Annotated in this window: 19 protein-coding genes and 1 pseudogene; 17 read left to right on the top strand and 3 right to left on the bottom strand. The window is 70.2% G+C overall.

Annotated elements, in window-relative coordinates; translation table 11 throughout:
• Positions 1–73 precede the first annotated feature (73 nt).
• The 14 genes and pseudogenes from ACZ7L6_RS20360 to ACZ7L6_RS20295 all read left to right on the top strand — a co-directional run bounded on the left by ACZ7L6_RS20360 (position 74) and on the right by ACZ7L6_RS20295 (position 14,036).
• Positions 74–460, top strand: coding sequence for a GntR family transcriptional regulator (locus ACZ7L6_RS20360; RefSeq protein WP_471925794.1), 387 nt, complete (start codon positions 74–76; stop codon positions 458–460).
• On the top strand, positions 457–1,344 hold the full coding sequence (locus ACZ7L6_RS20355) for an ABC transporter ATP-binding protein (RefSeq protein ID WP_471925792.1): 888 nt from the start codon (positions 457–459) through the stop codon (positions 1,342–1,344). The genes ACZ7L6_RS20360 and ACZ7L6_RS20355 overlap by 4 nt, the downstream gene beginning before the upstream one ends.
• Positions 1,341–2,327, top strand: a complete 987-nt coding sequence (locus ACZ7L6_RS20350) for an ABC transporter permease (protein ID WP_471925790.1) — start codon at positions 1,341–1,343, stop codon at positions 2,325–2,327. Before ACZ7L6_RS20355 ends, ACZ7L6_RS20350 begins: the two co-directional genes overlap by 4 nt.
• Positions 2,324–3,268: a hypothetical protein gene (locus ACZ7L6_RS20345; RefSeq protein WP_471925788.1), complete on the top strand. Its 945-nt coding sequence runs from the start codon at positions 2,324–2,326 to the stop codon at positions 3,266–3,268. The genes ACZ7L6_RS20350 and ACZ7L6_RS20345 overlap by 4 nt, the downstream gene beginning before the upstream one ends.
• A 177-nt stretch (positions 3,269–3,445) precedes the next feature.
• Entirely contained in the window at positions 3,446–5,824 is a 2,379-nt protein-coding gene (locus tag ACZ7L6_RS20340; protein WP_471925786.1) for an RNA degradosome polyphosphate kinase, read from the top strand.
• Positions 5,805–6,110: pseudogene (locus ACZ7L6_RS20335) on the top strand (CHAD domain-containing protein); the annotation flags it as partial. The gene ACZ7L6_RS20340 and the pseudogene ACZ7L6_RS20335, both read left to right, overlap by 20 nt.
• Positions 6,111–6,308: 198 nt before the next feature.
• Positions 6,309–7,400, top strand: a complete 1,092-nt coding sequence (locus ACZ7L6_RS20330; RefSeq protein ID WP_471926783.1) for a CHAD domain-containing protein — start codon at positions 6,309–6,311, stop codon at positions 7,398–7,400.
• Positions 7,401–7,480: 80 nt separating this feature from the next.
• Positions 7,481–7,903, top strand: a complete 423-nt coding sequence (locus tag ACZ7L6_RS20325) for an NUDIX hydrolase (protein ID WP_471925784.1) — start codon at positions 7,481–7,483, stop codon at positions 7,901–7,903.
• A gap of 244 nt (positions 7,904–8,147) precedes the next feature.
• Positions 8,148–9,275 (top strand): phosphate ABC transporter substrate-binding protein PstS, encoded by a 1,128-nt coding sequence (gene pstS, locus ACZ7L6_RS20320; protein ID WP_471925782.1) that lies wholly within the window; start codon positions 8,148–8,150, stop codon positions 9,273–9,275.
• Between the two features lie 145 nt (positions 9,276–9,420).
• Complete coding sequence (gene pstC / locus ACZ7L6_RS20315) at positions 9,421–10,428, top strand: phosphate ABC transporter permease subunit PstC (protein WP_471925780.1); 1,008 nt, start codon at positions 9,421–9,423, stop codon at positions 10,426–10,428.
• Entirely contained in the window at positions 10,425–11,480 is a 1,056-nt protein-coding gene (gene pstA / locus ACZ7L6_RS20310; RefSeq protein ID WP_471925778.1) for a phosphate ABC transporter permease PstA, read from the top strand. Before pstC ends, pstA begins: the two co-directional genes overlap by 4 nt.
• 48 nt (positions 11,481–11,528) lie before the next feature.
• Positions 11,529–12,305: a phosphate ABC transporter ATP-binding protein PstB gene (pstB, locus tag ACZ7L6_RS20305; RefSeq protein WP_471925776.1), complete on the top strand. Its 777-nt coding sequence runs from the start codon at positions 11,529–11,531 to the stop codon at positions 12,303–12,305.
• A gap of 592 nt (positions 12,306–12,897) precedes the next feature.
• A complete protein-coding gene (locus ACZ7L6_RS20300) occupies positions 12,898–13,737 on the top strand; it encodes an SCO4651 family lipoprotein (protein ID WP_471925774.1) in 840 nt (279 codons plus the stop codon).
• A gap of 110 nt (positions 13,738–13,847) precedes the next feature.
• Positions 13,848–14,036, top strand: a complete 189-nt coding sequence (locus ACZ7L6_RS20295) for a hypothetical protein (protein ID WP_471925772.1) — start codon at positions 13,848–13,850, stop codon at positions 14,034–14,036.
• A 15-nt stretch (positions 14,037–14,051) separates the two neighbouring features.
• Here the strand turns inward: ACZ7L6_RS20295 and ACZ7L6_RS20290 are convergent, their stop codons facing one another.
• Complete coding sequence (locus tag ACZ7L6_RS20290) at positions 14,052–14,429, bottom strand: metal-sensitive transcriptional regulator (RefSeq protein ID WP_471925770.1); 378 nt, start codon at positions 14,427–14,429, stop codon at positions 14,052–14,054.
• A 236-nt stretch (positions 14,430–14,665) separates the two neighbouring features.
• Between ACZ7L6_RS20290 and ACZ7L6_RS20285 the strand changes: the two genes are divergently transcribed.
• The 3 genes from ACZ7L6_RS20285 (at position 14,666) to ACZ7L6_RS20275 (ending at position 18,417) form a co-directional block, all read left to right on the top strand.
• A complete protein-coding gene (locus ACZ7L6_RS20285) occupies positions 14,666–15,286 on the top strand; it encodes a DUF47 domain-containing protein (RefSeq protein ID WP_015659485.1) in 621 nt (206 codons plus the stop codon).
• Positions 15,287–15,294: 8 nt separating this feature from the next.
• Positions 15,295–16,293, top strand: coding sequence for an inorganic phosphate transporter (locus ACZ7L6_RS20280; protein WP_471925768.1), 999 nt, complete (start codon positions 15,295–15,297; stop codon positions 16,291–16,293).
• A gap of 522 nt (positions 16,294–16,815) precedes the next feature.
• Positions 16,816–18,417 (top strand): FAD-binding oxidoreductase, encoded by a 1,602-nt coding sequence (locus ACZ7L6_RS20275; protein WP_471925766.1) that lies wholly within the window; start codon positions 16,816–16,818, stop codon positions 18,415–18,417.
• Positions 18,418–18,559: 142 nt separating this feature from the next.
• On the opposite strand, the gene ACZ7L6_RS20270 is transcribed toward ACZ7L6_RS20275, so the two are convergent.
• Entirely contained in the window at positions 18,560–19,270 is a 711-nt protein-coding gene (locus ACZ7L6_RS20270; RefSeq protein WP_471925764.1) for a phosphatase PAP2 family protein, read from the bottom strand.
• 214 nt (positions 19,271–19,484) lie between these two features.
• Positions 19,485–20,492, bottom strand: coding sequence for a C40 family peptidase (locus tag ACZ7L6_RS20265; RefSeq protein WP_471925762.1), 1,008 nt, complete (start codon positions 20,490–20,492; stop codon positions 19,485–19,487).
• Positions 20,493–20,506 lie beyond the last annotated feature (14 nt).

Below are 20,506 nucleotides of genomic sequence, written 5' to 3'. Positions count from 1 at the left end.
GCTCCCCGCTTGACTTCCTGATCTCCTTCCACCACCCTTTCACTACTCAATTAGTGAAAGGGTGGTGGAACGGATGGTCGAGTACCGCATCGACCGGCGCTCCGGCGTCGCCACCTACGTGCAGATCGTCCAGCAGACCAAACAGGCCCTGCGCCTGGGCCTGCTGGAGCCGGGCGACAAGCTGCCCACGGCCCGTGAGGTCGTCGAGGCGACCGCCATCAACCCCAACACCGTCCTCAAGGCCTACCGCGAACTGGAACGCGAGGGCCTGGTCGAGGCGCGGCGGGGACTCGGCACGTTCGTGCGACGCGGACTGGGCGCCGCCCCGGCCGACTCGCCCCTGCGCACCGAACTGGACGCCTGGGCCGTACGGGCCCGCGAGGCCGGGCTGGACCGCGACGACGTGGACGCTCTCTTCACTTCCGTACTGGACACGTACTTCAAGGGGGACGACGCATGACCGAGACCGCCATCGAGGCGGCCGCGCTGAGCAAGAGGTTCGGGCGCCGCCGGAAGCAGGCCCTGGACGGCTGCGCCTTCCGGCTCCCGACGGGCCGGGTCTGCGCCGTCGTCGGCCCGAACGGCGCGGGCAAGTCGACGCTGCTCTCCCTCGCCGCCGGACTGCTGCGCCCCACCGACGGCACGATCACCGTCCTCGGCCAGGCACCGGCGGCCGCGCGCGAGCGACTCGCGTACGTCGCCCAGGACAAGCCCCTGCACCCCCAGCTCACCGTCGCCGACACCCTGCGCCTGGGGCGGGAACTGAACCCCCGCCACTGGGACGCCGCCGTCGCCGAGCGGATCGTCGCCGAGGGCGACCTCCACCCGGGCGCCAAGGTCCGCACGCTCTCCGGCGGCCAGCGCACCCGCGTCGCGCTCGCCCTCGCCCTCGGCAAGCGCCCCGAGGTGCTGCTGCTGGACGAGCCGATGGCCGACCTCGACCCGCTCGCCCGGCACCAGCTGATGGCCACGCTCATGGCCGACGCGGCCGAACGCGGCACCACGGTTGTCATGTCCTCGCACGTCGTCGCCGAGCTGGAGGGCGCCTGCGACCACCTCCTGCTCCTCGGCGCCGGCCGCGTCCGCCTCGCCGGCCCCCTGGACGACCTGCTCGACGCCCACCGGCTCGTCACGGGCCGGGCGGACGCGTCCCTGGACCCGCACACGGTGGTCGAGTCCCGCACGACGGGCCGTCAACTCACCGCACTCGTACGGCCCGACGGCCCCCTCGGCGACGGCTGGCAGAGCACCGTCCCGACCCTGGAAGAGCTGGTCCTCGCCCACTTGCGCGCTCCCGAGGCGCCGGCGCTGAGACTCGACGCCGTGCAGGAGGCCGTCGTATGACCGTCGCCGTGACCGTCGAGCGGCCCACCGCCGTCACACCCTCCCGGGGGCCACGCGGCCTGGTCCGGGCGATGCTTCGGCTGCACCGCTCGGCGCTGTGGTTCTGGCTGCTGCTGGTGGCCGTCGGCGCCGGCGTGCTGCTGTGGGCGTACGGCCCGGGGGCGGACAGTGCCTGGGCCGAGTACCGGGCGATGGACTGCGACAACCCGAACCGGGGCATGGGCTGCGACCTCCCCGGCCCCGCATTCACCCTGTACGACCGGGCCGTCTCCCTCGGCGTCGGCATCCTGAGCCTCGTACCGCTCCTCACCGCCGCCTGGGCGGGCGGCGCGCTCATCGGGCGCGAACTGGAAAGCGGCACCGCCCGGTTCGCCTGGACGCAGTCCGTCTCCCCGGTGCGCTGGCTGGCCGCCAAGCTGGCCGTCCCGGCCGCCCTGCTCGTCGCCGGGACACTCCTCCTGACGCTGCTGCACCGCCTCCTGTGGTCGTCGGACGCCCGGCTCCGGCTGACGTTCGGCTGGCGCGAGTGGCACGAGGGCAGCACCTTCGTGGCCAACGGCACCCTCGCCACCGCCTACGCCCTCCTCGGCCTCGCCGTCGGCGCACTCGTGGGTCTGCTCGTGCAGCGTGCCCTGCCCGCGCTCGGGATCGCGCTCGTGGGCCTGTTCGGCCTCAGGCTCGTGTTGGGAGAGCTGCGCCCGCAGCTGTGGCCGACCGCGACGACGACATCCGAGCCACACGGGATGGTCACCGGCGAGGGCGCCCTCACCTCCACCGGCGCCCGCGTCCCGATTCCCGACTGCGCGGGCGAGCCCGGCTGCCTCGCCGCCCGCGACATCACCGACTTCTACGCCGACTACCACCCCGCCTCCCACTTCTGGCCCCTCCAGCTCATGGAGACCGGCATCGTCCTCGCCGTCGCGGCCCTGGCGGTCCTGATCGCCTTCCGGCTGCTGCGCCGCCGTACCGGAGCCGCCGTATGACCGCCGCCCTCGCTGCCACGACCGCCCCGGCCGCCCGTACCCCGCGCGGACCGCGGGGTCTGGTCTGGGCCGTCCTGCGGGTGCACCGCACGGCCCTGGTCTTCTGGGGGCTGGCGCTTGCCGCCGCCACCGCCGTCCTGATCTGGATGTACGCCATCGCGGACGACGCCCGCCCGGCCTACGGCGGATGCTCCGAACCGCCCAGGGACGGACTCCCCTCGTGCTCGGCGATCGAGGCGATCACCGCCGACGACCTCTACTCCGACGGCATCGCCCTGATCACCACGGCCCTGTCCTGGGTGATCTTCCCGGTGGCCGCCTGGGCGGGCGGCGCGCTCATCGGGCGGGAGCTGGAGAACGGCAGCGCGCGGCTCGCCTGGACCCAGTCGGTCAGCCCCACCCGCTGGCTGGCCGCCAAGCTCGCCGTCCCGGCCGTGCTGCTCACCGCCGGCACCGCTACCGTCCTGCTGCTGAACACCTGGGCCCGCACGGACGACAACCCGAACCTGGTCGGGGACTGGTACGGCCCCGACCAGTTCACCGGCACCGGCCCGGTGGCCGTCGCCTACGCCCTCGCCGGGCTCGCTCTCGGCGGGCTCGCCGGACTGCTGCTCCGCCGGGCGCTGCCCGCCGCCGGGGTGGGCCTCGCGGCCGCCCTCGTCCTCTACAACACCCTGGACTATTACCGCGAGGACCTCTGGCCGACGGTCACCCGCACCGAGAAGGGCGAGTTCGAGCTGCCCCGGTCGGCCTGGCAGACGCACTGGGACGCCGTCTGGGGCCGGTACCCCGGGGAGGGCACCCCGGTGTCCACCAGCGCGACCTTCCACCCCCAGTCCCACTTCTGGCCGCTCCAGTACGTCGAGACCGGCTTCCTGCTCGCCGTGGCCGCCGCCGCGACAGCCGCCGCCTTCTGGCTGCTGCGCCGCCGCACCCCGTAAAGACCGGCAAATCCCGGAAAGTCCGCCGCACGTCCCTCCACGGGGGGAGGGACGTGCGGCTCAGGCATATGCTCGGACAGCCGGTCCGGCATGTAGACGCCCGCGAGCCGCCCCCCGCTATCCCACACGCCATGTCTCCGTAACCATTGGTTCAGACGGACTTGCGACGCTCGGCCAATGACCCCCGCCGTGCCAGAGCCTTCGCCGCCCCGGGAGGGGAGCGCGAGGAACGGGGACGCACGACGCCTCCCCCCTACGCTCCCACCCGCGCTTTCCGACGCGCCTGTAAGCCTCGACGCGCGGAACAATGGGCATATGAGCCAGTCCACAAACGCCCAGGCCACGGTCCAGCACGCGCAGCCCTCCGTGGGCTCCATAGCGGCGCACCGCCCGCACACGGTCACCTCGGCGGCGGTCGTCTCCGAACTGGAACCCGACATCGACGCCGACCTCGACGCGTACGAGGTCACCGAGATCGACGGCGTCCAGCTGCCCCAGGGCCGCTTCCTGGACCGGGAGCGCAGCTGGCTCGCGTTCAACGAACGCGTCCTCGAACTCGCCGAGGATCCGAACACCCCGCTCCTGGAGCGGGCGAACTTCCTGGCGATCTTCGCCAGCAACCTGGACGAGTTCTTCATGGTCCGCGTCGCCGGTCTGAAGCGCCGTATCGCCACCGGTGTCGCCACCCGGTCCGCGTCCGGCCTGCAGCCCCGCGAGGTCCTGGAGATGATCTGGGCCCGCTCCCGCGAGCTGATGGCCCGGCACGCCGCCTGCTACCACGAGGACGTGGCCCCCGCCCTCGCGGAGGAGGGCATCCACCTGGTCCGCTGGAACGAACTGCAGGAGAAGGAGCAGGCCCGCCTGTTCACCCTGTTCCGGCACCAGATCTTCCCGGTGCTGACCCCGCTGGCGGTCGACCCGGCGCACCCCTTCCCGTACATCTCCGGCCTGTCCCTGAACCTGGCCGTGCGGGTGCGCAACCCCGTCACCGGCACCCCGCACTTCGCCCGCGTCAAGGTCCCGCCGCTGCTCTCCCGCTTCCTGGAGGCCTCCCCCGGCCGGTTCGTCCCGCTCGAGGACGTCATCGCCGCGCACCTGGAGGAGCTGTTCCCGGGCATGGAGGTCCTGGAGCACCACGCCTTCCGGGTCACCCGCAACGAGGACCTGGAGGTCGAGGAGGACGACGCCGAGAACCTCCTCCAGGCCCTGGAGAAGGAGCTCATGCGGCGCCGCTTCGGGCCGCCGGTGCGCCTTGAGGTCGAGGAGAACATCAACCAGGAGGTCCTGGACCTGCTGGTGCGCGAGCTGAAGATCAGCGAGGCGGAGGTCTACCCGCTGACCGGCCCCCTGGACCTCACCGGCCTCTTCCGCATCGCCTCCATCGACCGGCCCGAGCTGAAGTACCCGAAGTTCGTCGCGGGCACCCATCGCGATCTCGCCGAGGTCGAGTCGGCGTCCGCGCCGGACATCTTCGCGGCCCTGCGCAACCGGGACGTCCTCCTCCACCACCCGTACGACTCCTTCTCCACCTCGGTGCAGGCATTCCTGGAGCAGGCGGCCGACGACCCGGACGTCCTCGCGATCAAGCAGACCCTGTACCGGACGTCCGGCGACTCCCCCATCGTCAACGCGCTCATCGACGCGGCCGAGGCCGGCAAGCAGGTCCTCGTCCTGGTCGAGATCAAGGCCCGCTTCGACGAGCACGCCAACATCAAGTGGGCGCGCAAGCTGGAGGAGGCCGGCTGCCATGTGGTCTACGGCCTCGTCGGTCTGAAGACCCACTGCAAGCTGTCGCTGGTGGTCCGCCAGGAGGGCGAGACGCTACGGCGCTACAGCCACGTCGGCACCGGGAACTACCACCCGAAGACGGCGCGGCTCTACGAGGACCTGGGGCTCCTGACGGCCGACCCGCAGGTCGGCGCGGACCTCTCCGACCTGTTCAACCGTCTCTCCGGCTACTCCCGCCGGGAGACGTACCGCCGGCTTCTGGTGGCCCCCAAGTCCCTGCGCGACGGCCTGGTCTCGCGGATCAACAAGGAGGTCCAGCACCACCGTGCCGGACGTCCCGCCTATGTCCGCATCAAGGTCAACTCACTCGTCGACGAGGCGATCATCGACGCCTGCTACGGCGCGTCCCAGGCGGGCGTGCCGGTCGACATCTGGGTCCGCGGCATCTGCGCGGTCCGCCCGGGTGTGGCGGGGCTCTCGGAGAACATCCGCGTCCGCTCGGTCCTCGGCCGCTTCCTCGAACACTCCCGGGTCTTCGCCTTCGGCAACGGCGGCGAACCCGAGGTGTGGATCGGCAGCGCCGACATGATGCACCGCAATCTCGACCGTCGTATAGAAGCCCTGGTCAGGGTCACCGACCCGGCCCACCGCGCCGCGCTCAACCGGCTCCTGGAGACCGGTATGTCCGACACCACCGCGTCCTGGCACCTCGGCCCGGACGGCGAGTGGACCCGGCATGCGACGGACGGGGACGGCCAGCCCCTGCGCAACGTCCAGGAGATGCTCATAGACGCCCGGAGGCGCCGGCGTGGCACAGCAACACCTTGATCCGACGGACCCCACGGCCGGGGTGGTTACAGGGGATGCCCTTGCAGGCTATCTGCGCGCCCAGGCCACGGAGTTCCTCCGAGCCCTGCGCCTGCACCGCGAGACCGGTGCGGGTGCGGCCAACGGCTCGGAGGAGGCCGTCGACGCGGCCCGGGCGCTACGCCGCTCGGCCCGCCGCATCAGTGCCAGCCTGCACACGTTCCGCCCCTTGCTGGACACCGACTGGTCGGAGGCCATCCGCCCGGAACTGGCCTGGCTCTCGGGAACGCTGGCCATGGAACACGCCTACGCGGCCCGCCTGGAACGCCTGCTCCTGGCACTCCACCGCTTGTCAGGGGCGACTGCACTGCCTACGCAGCCGGGGCTGGGGGGCTTGGCTGGTGTGGGGGCAGGGGGTCTGTCCACCGGGGCGGGAGGCCGGTCGGGGGCGGGCGCGGGGTCTGTCTCCGGTTCGGGTGCGGGTGCCGGTTCGGGTGCGGGTGGCGTGTCCGGCTCGGGCGCGGGCAGCGGCTCGGCCACGGCAGCCGCAGGCAACCGTACGGGCGCAGCCGCGGGCACTCGTGCGGATCTGGCTGCGTCCGGCAGCGCTGACGCAGCTGCGGGCGGTCGTACTGACGGAGCCACCAGGCACCGCACGGACGCAGCCACGAGCCGCCGCACCGACGCTACCGCGACCAGCCGCATCGAAGCAGACACAGGCCACACGGACGCTGCAGCGGGCCGTCGTACCGGTGCGACCGCGGGCGGCGGTACCGACGTGACCACGGGCAGCCGTACGGACGAAGCCGGGGACAGGCGTACCGACGGAGCTGCGGGCCGACGCGCGGACGCGGCCCAGGTCAGCCGTGCCGACGTAGCTGCGGGCAGTCGTGCCGCTGGGCCGGCGCCCGTCCCACAGAAAGCGGCACCGTCCCATGCGGGCCCGCCCACCCCGACGGCCACCCCCGAGCGCGGCAACCTCACAGTCGGCGCGGCCAAAGCAGGCGCCCTGCTCGAGCGCCAGCTCACCCTCGCCCGGACCCGAGCGCACTCCAGCGCCCTCCAGGCCCTCGGAAGCAGCCGCTTTCACGCCGTGGCGGACAACATCGCCGTACTGGCCAGCGAGGTCCCCCTCACTCCCGCCGCGGCCACCGCCGACCTGCGCCCCCTCGCCGCAGCCGCCGAGGAACGGCTCACCGACGCGGTCGCAGCGCTCCCCCTGCTCACCGCCGGCCACCCCTACAACGCGGAGGCCCTGATCCACGGCCTGTCCCCGGACCCGGCCCCGCACCCGCAGGACGCCCCCTGGCACCAGGTCCGCCTGCTGCTGCGCCTGCACCGCTACGCCCGCGAGGTCCTCCACGGCGACGACCACCCGGTGGACGTACGGCTGCTGGCGTCCGGCCAGGCCCTGAACCGGCACCGCGACGCCTCCGAGGCGGCCGCGGCGGCGGCCCAGGCGGCCCGCACCCCGCGCATCGCCCCGGCGACGGCCTACGCCCTCGGCGTGCTGCACGCCGACCAGCGACACGAGGTGGAGGCGGCGCGGTTCGCGTTCCAGCAGTCCTGGCAGATGCAGACGGTAGGCACCCCTTAGGCACCCCCAGGCATCCCTGAGGACGGCAGGCGCCCCGGGCCCACGGGCGCCCGCCGGCACCCCCGAAGGAGGCATCCCCGGTGACTCAAGCGAACGACCTCACCGTCCACGCGGCCGGCTGTGTCCTGTGGCGCCGCTCACCGGTAGACGGTGAGCTGGAGATATGCCTGATCCACCGACCGAAATACGACGACTGGTCTCACCCAAAAGGCAAGCTGAAGCGCGGCGAGGAGGCCCTCGCCGGTGCCCTGCGCGAGGTGGCGGAGGAGACGGGGCACTCCGCTCAGCCCGGCGCCGAGCTGCCGACTCTGCGGTATCTGGCGAACGGCCGCCCCAAGGAGGTCCGCTACTGGGCGGCCGAGGCGGTCCCCGGCACCTTCACCCCGGGGACCGAGGTGGACCGCCTTCTGTGGCTCTCCCCCACGGCCGCCCGGGGCCGTCTGACCCAGCCGAGGGACCGCAGCCTCGTGGACGCGCTGCTGGAATCGCTCCACCTGGCATAGTCCGAAGCACCCCACAAAGCCTCGGAATACACCCGTGTCCTCAACGTGAGCGTTCCGTGACCTCACCGCACCGTCCCCAGGGGTTCACCCCTCGTTCATTTACGCCCTTCGGCGGCTTCACCTGTTCTGCCTAATTTCAGCCTTGCACGATGTCGGACCGCGCCCCGGGGGGACGTGTCCGCATCACCCAGTCTTCGCACGCCGCCGGATTCAGGACGGCGGCTCCTGGAAGGAACTCCCTCAAGTGAAGCTTCAGCGCAAGAACCGGCGGGCTCTCGCTCTCGGCGCTCTCGCCGTCTCCGGCGCCCTGGCCCTCACGGCGTGCGGCTCCGACGACACCGGCAACGGCAACGGCGGCGACGCCTCCGCGCCTGCCAACGCCGCCAACATCAAGTGTGACGACGCCAAGGGCCAGCTGCTCGCCGACGGCTCATCCGCGCAGAAGAACGCGATCGACGCCTGGGTCGCGCAGTTCACCGCCGCCTGCAAGGACGTGCAGATCAACTACAAGGGCGGCGGCTCCGGCGCCGGCGTGACCGCGTTCACCCAGGGTCAGGTCGCCTTCGCCGGTTCCGACTCCGCGCTGAAGCCCGAAGAGGTCACCGCCTCCAAGAAGATCTGCACCGGCGGCCAGGGCATCGACCTGCCGATGGTCGGCGGCCCGATCGCGGTCGGTTACAACGTCTCGGGCGTCGACAACCTGGTCCTGGACGCCTCGACGATCGCCAAGATCTTCGACAGCAAGATCACCAACTGGAACGACCCGGCGATCGCGAAGCTGAACCCCGACGTCAAGCTTCCCGACCTCAAGATCCAGGCGTTCCACCGCTCGGACGAGTCCGGCACGACGGACAACTTCACCAAGTACCTGATCGCCACCGCCAAGAAGGACTTCCCCTACGAGGGCGGCAAGGCCTGGCAGGCCAAGGGCGGCCAGTCCGCTCCGCAGTCCTCCGGCGTGGCCCAGCAGGTGAAGCAGACCAACGGCGCCATCGGCTACTTCGAGCTGTCCTACGTCAAGGACAACATCAAGGCCGCCAAGCTCGACACCGGCGCCTCCGCCCCGGTCGAGGCGAACATCGAGAACGCCACCAAGGCCATCGCCGCCGCCAAGCGCGTCGGCACCGGCTCGGACTACGCGCTCCAGCTGGACTACAACACCAAGGTCGAGGGTGCGTACCCGATGGTCCTGGTGACGTACGAGATCGTCTGCGACAAGGGCAACAAGGCGGAGACCCTCCCCGCCACGAAGGCCTTCCTGAACTACATCGCCTCCGAGGACGGCCAGAAGATCCTCACGGAGAACGACTACGCCCCGATGCCCGAAGAGATCATCACCGAGGTTCGCAAGACCATTTCGAGCCTGAGCTGACCTGAGTGCGGTCCGGTCCAGGGCCCGAAACCCCGGACCGGACCGCATCGTCCGGTGCACCGCCGCCCGGAGCCGTCGCCGATCGCGCACGGCTCCACCGAGCCGCCGCAGACCGCGTACGGCTCCGCAGACCGGAGAACTCTCTATGGACATATCGACACACAACACTCAAGCACCTCCCCCCGCCCCACAGCCGACGGTGACCGAGCAGAAGCGCGCGGCCCGCGGTGCCACCCGACCCGGTGACCGGATCTTCCTCGGTCTCTCCCGCGGGTCGGGCATCCTGCTGCTGGTGATCATGGCCGCCATCGCGGTCTTCCTCACCTACCGCGCCGCCCTGGCGATCAGCGAGGACGAGGGCAACTTCCTCACCACCTCGGAGTGGAACACCAGCACGATCCCGCCGGTCTTCGGTATCGCCGTCCTGGCCTTCGGCACGATCGTCTCCTCGATCATCGCCATGGTCATCGCGGTCCCGATCGCCGTCGCCATCGCGCTGTTCCTCACGCACTACGCCCCGCGCAGGCTCAGCGGCGCCATCGCATACGTGATCGACCTGCTCGCCGCCGTGCCGTCCATCGTCTACGGCCTGTGGGGCGCCATGATCCTCGTGCCGCACATGAACGGCCTCTTCGGCTGGCTGGACGAGTACCTCGGCTGGACCGGCATCTTCTCCTGGGACGGCGGCGCCCCCCGCTCGATGTTCACGGTCGGCATCCTGCTCGCGATCATGATCCTGCCGATCATCACCAACGTCAGCCGCGAGGTCTTCCGGCAGGTCCCGCAGATGCACGAGGAGGCGGCCCTGGCGCTCGGCGCCACCCGCTGGGAAGTGATCCGCATGGCGGTCCTCCCCTTCGGCCGCTCCGGCGTGATCTCCGCCTCGATGCTCGGCCTCGGCCGCGCACTCGGCGAGACGATGGCCGTGGCCACCGTCCTCTCCCCCGACTTCATCATCCACGCCAGCCTGCTCAACCCGGGCGGTGGAACCTTCGCCCAGAACATCGCCAGCAAGTTCAGCGAGGCGACCGAATTCGGCCGGGACGCGCTGATCGCCTCCGGCCTGGTCCTGTTCGTCATCACCCTGCTGGTCAACGGCGCGGCCCGCGCGATCATCGCCCGCCGCAAGGAGTACTCGGGGGCCAACGCATGAGCAACGCAGCCGTCACCGAAAGGCAGCCCAGCACCCTGCGCGGTGCCCGCCTGCCCAAGTGGTCCCCGTACGCCATCGCGGCCGGCTCGGTCGCCGTCGCGGTCGGCATCGGCCTGGCCGCCGGCCTCGACAGCCGCGTCCAGTGGGGCCTGATCGCCGGTCTCTTCTTCGTCGTCGGTACGTACGTCATCGCCGCCCGTGTCGAGGGCCGGCGCCAGGCCAAGGACCGCATCGCGACCTCGCTGGTCTGGGTCGCCTTCCTGCTGGCGGTCGTCCCGCTGGTCTCCCTGGTCTGGACGACCATCGCTCGCGGTGTGAAGGTCCTGGACGTCTACTTCCTGACGCACTCCATGGGCGTGGTCGCCGACTCGCAGCCGGGCGGCGGCATCTACCACGCCATCCTCGGCAGCCTGGAGCAGGTCGGCCTCGCCACGCTGATCGCCGCGCCGATCGGCGTGCTCACCGCGATCTACCTGGTGGAGTACGGGCGTGGCAACCTCGCCCGGGCCGTCACCTTCTTCGTCGACGTCATGACCGGTATCCCGTCGATCGTCGCCGGTCTGTTCATCCTCAGCCTCATGCTGATGTTCGACATGCAGCCGTTCGGCTTCGCCGGCTCGCTGGCTCTGGCGATCCTGATGATGCCCGTGGTCGTCCGCTCCACGGAGGAGATGCTCAAGCTCGTCCCGAACGAGCTGCGCGAGGCCTCCCTGGCGCTGGGCGTGCCCAAGTGGCGCACCATCCTCAAGGTGGTCCTGCCGACCTCGGTCGGCGGCATCACCACCGGCATCATGCTGGCCGTCGCCCGTATCGCCGGTGAGACCGCGCCCGTGCTGCTGCTGGTGTTCGGCAGCAAGTTCATCAACGCCAACCCCTTCGAGGGTGCGCAGGCGTCGCTGCCGCTGTACATCTACCAGCAGTACGGTTCCGGCGAGACCCCGGCGTACGACCGAGCCTGGGCGGCATCGCTCACGCTGATCGCCTTCGTGATGATCCTCAACATGGTGGCCCGCGGCATCGCCCGCTGGAAGGCCCCGAAGACGGGCCGCTGACGCGGCCGATCGGCGACCCGAATACCTCTGAAAGAAGCAGTGATCCACATGGCCAAGCGAATCGACGTAAGCGGTCTGACCGCCTACTACGGCTCCCACAAGGCGATCGAAGACATCTCGATGACGGTCGAGCCCCGCTCGGTGACGGCCTTCATCGGCCCCTCCGGCTGCGGCAAGTCGACGTTCCTGCGCACGCTGAACCGTATGCACGAGGTCACCCCCGGCGGCCGCGTCGAGGGCAAGGTGCTGCTGGACGACGAGGACCTGTACGGCACGGGGATCGACCCGGTGTCCGTGCGCCGCGAGGTCGGCATGGTCTTCCAGCGGCCGAACCCCTTCCCCACGATGTCGATATTCGACAACGTGGCCGCCGGCCTGCGCCTGAACGGCAACTACAAGAAGAGCGAGCTGCAGGAAGTCGTCGAGAAGTCCCTCAGGGGCGCGAACCTCTGGAACGAGGTGAAGGACCGCCTGAACAAGCCGGGCTCCGGCCTCTCCGGCGGTCAGCAGCAGCGTCTGTGCATCGCGCGGGCGATCGCGGTGGAGCCCAAGGTCCTGCTGATGGACGAGCCCTGCTCGGCCCTTGACCCCATCTCCACCCTCGCCATCGAGGACCTGATCGGCGAGCTGAAGGAACGCTTCACGATCGTCATCGTGACGCACAACATGCAGCAGGCGGCGCGTGTCTCGGACCGAACGGCGTTCTTCAACCTGGCGGCCGTGGGCCAGCCCGGCAAGCTGATCGAGATCGACGACACGGAGCGCATCTTCTCCAACCCGTCGGTCCAGGCCACGGAGGACTACATCTCGGGCCGCTTCGGCTGAGCCGACGCCCGACGATATGAACCCCTCGCGGTGCTGCATGGCGGTGCCACCGCGAGGCAGATAAAGGACCCGCCCCCTGGCTCCCGGGGGGCGGGTCCGTCTGTGTGGTCGGGGACGCGCGTTGTTGTCGTGCCCACCCAGCTGCGGGCAGTCGTGCCGCTGGGGCGGCTCCCGACCCACAGCGACGGCACCCCGTCAACGCCGGGCTGCGCGACCCACCCCGCCCGGCCCCCACGCCGGGCAACCCCCAAGCCGACGGCATCCGCAGTGTGGCGCGGCGCCGCAGTCACGGCGTTACATGCTCCGCCGCATCCGCCCGCGCCAAGCTGCGCGCACGTCTCGCCGGACCCCGCCAGCCGCAGCTGCAGCAGGCTGTGCAGAAGCGGCCCTTCTCCACCGTCGTCGTGCGGTGCTCGCCGGAGTCGCGGTGTTTTCGGGGGGACGTCGATCCGTCCTGATGCGCCACGCAGACAACGTTACCCAAGGCAAGTAAGCGCAACGCCTCCGGGCGGCGTGACGGGGGCACCTACCCGTCGTTAACCGGAACGACAGGGGGCCCGTGACGGACGTACCGGCTGGGGGTAGGCAGGCGATGACGGAGCGGCAGCAGCACAGGCGGAGGCAGGGGGCGGGCGTCGCGGCCGGGCTCTTGTGCGTCTGTCTCACGGGCAGCGGGTGCGCGCAGAGCGGCGCCGCGGTGGAGGACTCGCGTGGGCGGGACGCCGTGGAGGTGGTGCAGCGGGCCGCCGATGCGCTCGTCGGGACCCGCAGCTCCAAGGCCCGTACGTCCATGGAGATGGCCACCGGCGGCACCCGCGTCACCATCCGCGGCGAGGGGGTGTACGACTTCCGTCGGCGGGTGGGGCGGTTGAAGGTGCTGTTGCCGCAGGATCCCGCCGGCGCCACCGCGCACCGGCCGATCATGGAGCTGCTCGCCCCCGGTGCCCTGTACATGAAGAACCGCGGTGCCGGTGTGCCCGCCGACAAGTGGGTTCGGGTCGACACCCGGTCGCTGTCGGACGGGAACCTCGTCACCGGCGGGGCCACGGACCCGTTCGCCGCCGCCGAGGTGCTGCGCGGCGCACGGACGGCGACGTACGTGGGGCGGAAAGAGGTCTCCGGTACGCCGGTGCGGCACTACCGGGGGACGGCAGACCTCGACGCCGCCGCGCGGGACGCGTCCGGCGGGAACAAGGAAGCCCTGGCGGCAGCGGCGAAAGGGTTCGCCACGGATCAGGTGCCGTTCGACGTGTACCTGGACGACGACGGCCGGATCCGGAAGGTCCGGCATCGCTTCAGCTTCGTCAACGGCCGGCAGAGCGACGCCGTCGCCGTGGCCTCGACGACCCTGCTGTACGACTTCGGGGCCCCCGTCGACGTACGGCTGCCGGACGACGACGACATCTTCGCCGGCAAGATCGCCGAGGAGTGAGGGCCGGCGTATGCGTGCGTGACGGCCGTCGAGAACTAGCCCGTCCGTGCCATGCGCGGCGTGTAGGCCGCTCCCTACTCTAGGAAGTCGGTAACGGCAGAGAAGAGGTGATGCACGTGGCTCCGGTCGGCGGTACGGCAGTTCAGGACCACGTCGCCCTCGCCGAGATCGAGCTGTGCGGAGAGCTGATCATCGCGGCCTCGGCGGCCCGCGAGGACCGGCTCAGCCTGGAGAGCATCGACGAGGTGCTGAGAGTCGCGGAGGAGCGGGACGCCTCCGGCGCAGAGCCGACAGCCTGACGGGCCACCCGCCCCTTACGTCCGCAGCAGGCGGCCGATCGCCTTCGTCGCCTCCTCCACCTTCGCGTCGATCTCCGAGCCGCCCTTGAGGGCCGCGTCGGCGACGCAGTGGCGGAGGTGTTCCTCCAGGAGCTGGAGGGCGAAGGACTGCAGGGCCTTCGTGGAGGCGGACACCTGCGTGAGTATGTCGATGCAGTAGACGTCCTCGTCGACCATGCGCTGCAGGCCCCGGATCTGGCCCTCGATGCGGCGCAGGCGCTTGAGGTGCTCGTCCTTTTGCTTGTGGTAGCCGTGGACGCCCCGGTCGTGGTCCGTCACGATGTCCGTGGCGGCCGTTTCCACGGCCTCGTCGGCGGCGGAGGGCGCACCCGCGCCGGCCTCTGTGGTCGTCATCGCGTCCTCCCGACGTAAACCGCTTCCATACCCCTACCGGGTATATCGTACCGAACTTTGCTGGGTATAGGGCCCTGTGGCCGACGCCGCGGACGGCCGTTGGACTGGACCACTGGGCAGCCCCCGTGCCGACCACTGTGCCTGATGGGCGACACTGGGGGACGGCCCATTAGCCGTGGCCGGATGATGCGCCTAGCATCAGCCTGACCGAAACCGATGCTTCCTGAGGACCCCACGTGCGATTTCGTCTGACCCCCCGGGAGACGAGCTTCTACGACATGTTCGCCGCGTCCGCGGACAACATCGTCACGGGCTCGAAACTCCTGATGGAACTGCTCGGGGCGGACACCGCCGGCCGGGCCGAGATCGCAGAACGTATGCGGGCCGCGGAACACGCGGGTGACGATGCCACGCACGCGATCTTCCACCAGCTGAACTCCTCGTTCATCACGCCGTTCGACCGCGAGGACATCTACTCCCTCGCTTCGTCCCTCGACGACATCATGGACTTCATGGAGGAGGCCGTCGACCTGGTCGTCCTCTACAACGTCGAGGAACTGCCCAAGGGCGTCGAGCAGCAGATCGAGGTGCTGGCGCGGGCGGCCGAGCTGACGGCCGAGGCGATGCCGAACCTGCGCACGATGGACAACCTCACCGAGTACTGGATCGAGGTCAACCGGCTCGAGAACCAGGCCGACCAGATACACCGCAAGCTCCTCGCGCACCTCTTCAACGGCAAGTACGACGCGATCGAGGTCCTGAAGCTCAAGCAGATCGTCGATGTGCTTGAGGAAGCGGCGGACGCCTTCGAGCACGTGGCGAACACGGTGGAGACCATCGCCGTCAAGGAGTCCTGAGCCCTTCCATGGACACCTTCGCCCTGGTCGTGACCATCGCGGTCGCGCTCTTCTTCACGTACACCAACGGTTTCCACGACTCCGCGAACGCCATCGCCACGTCCGTGTCGACACGGGCGCTGACCCCGCGGGCCGCGCTCCTCATGGCCGCGGTGATGAACCTCGGCGGTGCCTTCCTGGGGTCGGGCGTGGCCAAGACGGTCAGTGAGGGCCTGATCCAGACACCTGAGGGCTCGAAGGGGATGGGCATCCTCTTCTCCGCTCTTGTCGGGGCCATCACCTGGAACCTCATCACCTGGTACTTCGGCCTGCCCTCGTCCTCCTCCCACGCCCTGTTCGGCGGCATGGTGGGGGCGGCGCTCGCGGGCGGCACGACGGTGTACTGGCACGGGGTGCTGGAGAAGATCGTCATCCCGATGTTCGTGTCGCCGCTCGTCGGCCTGTGCGCGGGCTACCTGGTCATGACGGCGATCATGTGGATCTTCCGCCGGGCCAATCCGCACAAGGCCAAGCGGGGCTTCCGTATCGCGCAGACCGTCTCGGCGGCCGGGATGGCGCTCGGGCACGGTCTTCAGGACGCGCAGAAGACCATGGGCATCGTGGTGATGGCGCTGGTCATCGCCGACGTCGAGGACTACGGCGACCCGATTCCGGTGTGGGTCAAGATCGTGTGTGCGGTGATGCTGTCGCTGGGGACGTACGCGGGTGGCTGGCGCATCATGCGCACCCTCGGCCGCAAGATCATCGAACTCGACCCGCCGCAGGGTTTCGCCGCGGAGACGACCGGCGCGTCGATCATGTTCACCACGGCCTTCCTCTTCAAGGCGCCGATCTCCACGACCCACGTCATCACCTCGGCGATCATGGGCGTCGGCGCGACGAAACGGGTGAACGCCGTGAGGTGGGGCGTGGCCAAGAACATCGTCCTCGGCTGGTTCATCACGATGCCGGCAGCGGCAACGGTGGCGGCGGCGGCGTTCGGGGTCGTACATCTGGCGTTCCTCTAGCCGTCCGGGGGTCACGGCCCATCGGTGCCCTGCCCCTGCGGACGGCCGCCGGTCCACGACGGAGAACCCGCCCCACTGGACGCCGCCCCGGCCAAACCCAGGTGCCTTTCGCCACACACCTCCAACGGCCACCTCCCAGCACCGTCCGCATTCCTCAGCCCGCCCACAAGGGGCCGCACATCTCGACGCCGACCGGCATCATCCAGCCCGCCCGGCACCCGAGAACAAGCCACCACCATCCCAAGCCCCCACCCACCCCCAAGGGGCTCCACCTCTCGACGCCGGTCCAGGCACTCCAGCCCGTCCGGCGTTTGAGGACAAGGCCCCTTCAGGGCCGAAGCGGGGGTCTGGGGGCGGCAGCCCCCAGGACCGGGGTCGAAGGGGCAGAGCCCCTGGAGGATGGGACGGGTAGGGGCGGCGGGGGCGAAGAACCCTCCCGGCCGGCACCCAACAGACCCCCGCCACCATGGAACCCCGACCCCCACGCCCCCGTCTCGTTCCACGGAACCACCAGGAGGCGACATGGAACGGCGTACCTTCATCGGCGGCGGCGCAGCAGCAGCCCTCACCGCCCTCGCAACAACCGCCTGCAAGGGCAGCACAGACACGGGCACAGGCGCCGGCGAAGGCGCAGGCACCAGCACAGCCACCCGCACCGAAACCACCGCCACCAGCAAAACCGCCACCGCCTCCCGCCGCCCAGCCGCCACCCCCGCCAACTGGTCCGCCCTGGCAAGGGACCTCGACGGCCCCCTCATACGCCCCGGCGACGCCGCCTGGAAGTCCGCCCACCAGCTCTACAACACCCGCTTCGACTCCCTGAAGCCCACGGCGGTCGCCTACGTCGCCCACCCCGACGACATCCGCACCACCCTCGCCTACGCCCGGGCCCACAACCTCCAAGTCGCCATCCGCAACGGCGGCCACTCCTACGCCGGCTGGTCCTCCGGCAACAACCGCCTGATCATCGACGTCTCCAAGCTCAACCGCATCCGCTCCTCGGGCAACACCGCGGTGATAGGCGCCGGCGCCAAACTCATAGACGTCTACCGAGCCCTCGCCGCCAAGGGCGTCACCATCCCCGCCGGCTCCTGCCCCACCGTCGGCGTCTCCGGCCTCACCCTCGGCGGCGGCCACGGCGTGACCTCCCGCGCCTACGGCCTGACCTGCGACAGCCTCACCCAGGCCACCCTGGTCACCGCGGACGGCAAGCAGCTCACCGCCAACGCCACCAGCAACAAGGACCTCTTCTGGGCCCTGCGCGGCGCCGGCAACGGCAACTTCGGTGTCGTTACGGAACTGCACTTCAAGACCCACCCCGCCCCCCAGGCCGTAACGGCATACATGACGTGGCCCTGGTCGAAGGCGGCCGCGCTGATCAAGGCGTGGCAGGAGTGGGGCCCGTCCCAGCCCGACGAGATCTGGTCCTCTCTCCACCTGGCGAACCACGTCGGCGGCACCCCCACCATCTCCGTCGCCGCGTTCTCCCTGGGCACCTACCGCGAGCTCCAGAACGCGGTGGACCGCCTCGCCGACCGGCCCGGCGGCCCCGGCCCCGCGAGCAACGTCGCCCTCAAGCGCCGCTCGTACGAGGAGTCGATGGAGCTGTACGCCGGCTGCTCCTCCTTCTCGACCGACGCCCAGTGCCACCTCCCCGGCTCCACTCCCGGCCGCTCCCCGCAGGGCGCCCTGGGCCGCGAGACATACGCGGCGAAGTCGGACTTCTTCGACCGCTCGCTCTCCTCCGCAGGCATCCAGACCCTCATGAAGCAGGTCCAGTCGGTCCGCGGCGGCTCCGGCAGCATCGCGCTGACCGCCCTCGGCGGAGCCGTCAACCGCGTCTCCCCCACGGCGACGGCCTTCGTGCACCGGCGTTCCCGCATGCTGGCCCAGTACATCGCCTCGTGGCGCGCCGGCACGACGGGCTCCGCGGCCCAGGCCTGGCTGAAGTCGGCACACGACGCGATGCGGCCGCACGCCTCGGGCGCGGCGTACCAGAACTACTCCGACCCCGGCCTGAGCGACTGGCGCAAGGCCTACTACGGGGATGCGGCGACGCGCCTGACGAGGCTGAAGAAGCAGTACGACCCGGAGAGGTTCTTCACGTACCCGCAGGCGCTGTAGCCCTCTGAAGCCACAGATCTCTGAACCCGAAGACTCTCTGGAGCCGCAGACCCTCTGAAACCGCGACCCTCTGAAGCCGCAGACCTGCCAAGCCGCGGACCTCCCAAAACCGAAGGCCTCCAAACCGGAGACCCCCGGGGGCCTACGCGGCCAGATCCCGCTCCTCAGCCCCCGCGGTCTCCTTCCGAGCGCCCGGAATCAACGCGTCCTGCCCACCCACCCGGGACCGTCCCCGCGACCTGATCAGCCACCCACCTCTCGGCGACCGCTCGACGGCGGACATCACGGGCGTCAGCACGGCCATGGCCGGCGGCGACAGCAGCAGCGCGACGGCGGTGCCGAGCGCGAACCCGCCCACCACGTCGGTCGGATAGTGCACGCCCATGTAGACCCGGCAGAAGCCTTCGAGAAGGGCGAGCCCGATACCGACCAGCCCGAACTTCCGGTTCGCGACGAACAGCCCGACCCCCAGGGCCATGGCGATCGTCGCGTGATCACTCACGAACGAGAAGTCGGTCTTGCCGGTCACCAGGACTTCAAGGCCCTGGTGATCGTTGAAGGGCCGGGGCCGTTCGACGAACCCCCGTATGGGCACGTTCACCAGCACGGCGATCGCGGCGGCAAGCGGCGTCCACACGAGCGCGGCCACCGAGGAGGCGGCGTCCTCCGCGCCTCGCCGCCGCACGGACCACCAGCACCACACCACGAGAAGGATCAGGGCGAGCAGCAGCCCGTACTCACCGACGTACTCCATGACCCGGTCGAACCAGCGCGGGGCGTCCTTGGCCAGGCCATTGATGTCGTAGAGCAGCTCGACGTCGGGGTTCGACCCGGATGCTGCGAGTCCAGCCATGATGCCGTGGCCCCTTCATCGTCTCTTCGGCGCAGTGTTGCGTACGCCGCTCCGCCCACCCCCGTGGTTGTAGATCCCCGTGGTTGTAGATCCGGCTACGACACCAGGAACGCACGGCCCCCGCTGATACGTTCCACACTCCACTGAATGATCACTCAGACGTTATCGAAGAGAGACCCGTCGCCGCAGCTCAGGGGGACGGTTCACGCTCCGTCTACACCGTCGTGGGCAGCGCTTTCGCGCCATCTTCGGTGACCCGGGTGGCCCCGAAGTACTCCGGGGTGTCGATCGGGTCGAACCGGATCACAGCACCCGTTCTCGGCGCGTCGATCATGTATCCCCCACCCACATAAATCCCGACATGGTGGATGGCCCGGGAGTTGCTGAGGTCTTTCGAGAAGAACACCAGATCGCCGGGCAGCAGCTCGTCCCTGGCCGGATGCGGCCCCGCGTTGTACTGGTCGTTGGCGACGCGCGGCAGCGTGATCCCGACACTCTCGTACGCGGCCTGCGTCAACCCCGAGCAGTCGAACCGCCCACCGTCCGCGGCGGTGCCCTCCCCACCCCAGAGGTAGGGCGTACCCAGCTTCTTCTGCGCGTAGTAGATAGCCCCCGCGGCCTGCTTGCTGGGATCCACCCGGCTGACGGGCGCGGCGAAGCTCTCCTCCAGCGTGGTGATCGTCTTCACGTAGTTCTGGGTCTCCTTGTACGGCGGGACGCCCCCGTACTTGATGACCGCGTACGCGCCCGCGTTGTAGGACGCGAGCATGTTCTTGGTGGGGTCACCGGGCACGTCCTTCACATACGAGGCGAGCGTGCAGTCGTACTTCGCGGCCGACGGAATCGCGTCATTCGGGTCCCAGACATCCCGGTCGCCGTCCCCGTCCCCGTCGATACCGTGCGTGGCCCACGTCCCCGGGATGAACTGCGCTATCCCCTGCGCGGCCGCCGCGCTCTGCGCCTTCGGGTTGAACCCGCTCTCCTGGTACAGCTGGGCGGCGAGCAGCGCGGGGTTGATGGCGGGGCACAGATTGCCCCACTTCTGCACGAGGTCCCGATACGCGGCCGGCACGGCCCCCTTGGCCAGCGACCTGGCCGCTCCGCCGACTCCATTGGCAAGGTTCCCGGCGACGATGAAGACGCCGACGACGAGCAGCATCACGAAGCTGAGGCCCGCCGCGACAGCGGCACCCGCCACGATCCATGCCTTACGCACCGTCAACCGCCCCTCGCCCA

This window comes from Streptomyces sp. NPDC107522, assembly GCF_055657525.1.
Note: the sequence above shows the minus strand (reverse complement) of the source record. Positions and strands in the feature narration are given on the sequence as shown.

What these genes read in the sequence shown, in the direction of transcription:
- ACZ7L6_RS20360 (WP_471925794.1), top strand. Translation starts at nt 74, where the DNA reads ATGGTCGAGTACCGCATCGACCGGCGCTCCGGCGTCGCCACCTACGTG.
- ACZ7L6_RS20355 (WP_471925792.1), top strand. Translation starts at nt 457, where the DNA reads ATGACCGAGACCGCCATCGAGGCGGCCGCGCTGAGCAAGAGGTTCGGG.
- ACZ7L6_RS20350 (WP_471925790.1), top strand. Translation starts at nt 1,341, where the DNA reads ATGACCGTCGCCGTGACCGTCGAGCGGCCCACCGCCGTCACACCCTCC.
- ACZ7L6_RS20345 (WP_471925788.1), top strand. Translation starts at nt 2,324, where the DNA reads ATGACCGCCGCCCTCGCTGCCACGACCGCCCCGGCCGCCCGTACCCCG.
- ACZ7L6_RS20340 (WP_471925786.1), top strand. Translation starts at nt 3,446, where the DNA reads ATGACCCCCGCCGTGCCAGAGCCTTCGCCGCCCCGGGAGGGGAGCGCG.
- pstC (WP_471925780.1), top strand. Translation starts at nt 9,421, where the DNA reads ATGGACATATCGACACACAACACTCAAGCACCTCCCCCCGCCCCACAG.
- pstA (WP_471925778.1), top strand. Translation starts at nt 10,425, where the DNA reads ATGAGCAACGCAGCCGTCACCGAAAGGCAGCCCAGCACCCTGCGCGGT.
- pstB (WP_471925776.1), top strand. Translation starts at nt 11,529, where the DNA reads ATGGCCAAGCGAATCGACGTAAGCGGTCTGACCGCCTACTACGGCTCC.
- ACZ7L6_RS20300 (WP_471925774.1), top strand. Translation starts at nt 12,898, where the DNA reads ATGACGGAGCGGCAGCAGCACAGGCGGAGGCAGGGGGCGGGCGTCGCG.
- ACZ7L6_RS20295 (WP_471925772.1), top strand. Translation starts at nt 13,848, where the DNA reads ATGCACGTGGCTCCGGTCGGCGGTACGGCAGTTCAGGACCACGTCGCC.
- ACZ7L6_RS20290 (WP_471925770.1), bottom strand. Translation starts at nt 14,429, where the DNA reads ATGACGACCACAGAGGCCGGCGCGGGTGCGCCCTCCGCCGCCGACGAG.
- ACZ7L6_RS20280 (WP_471925768.1), top strand. Translation starts at nt 15,295, where the DNA reads ATGGACACCTTCGCCCTGGTCGTGACCATCGCGGTCGCGCTCTTCTTC.
- ACZ7L6_RS20275 (WP_471925766.1), top strand. Translation starts at nt 16,816, where the DNA reads ATGGAACGGCGTACCTTCATCGGCGGCGGCGCAGCAGCAGCCCTCACC.
- ACZ7L6_RS20270 (WP_471925764.1), bottom strand. Translation starts at nt 19,270, where the DNA reads ATGGCTGGACTCGCAGCATCCGGGTCGAACCCCGACGTCGAGCTGCTC.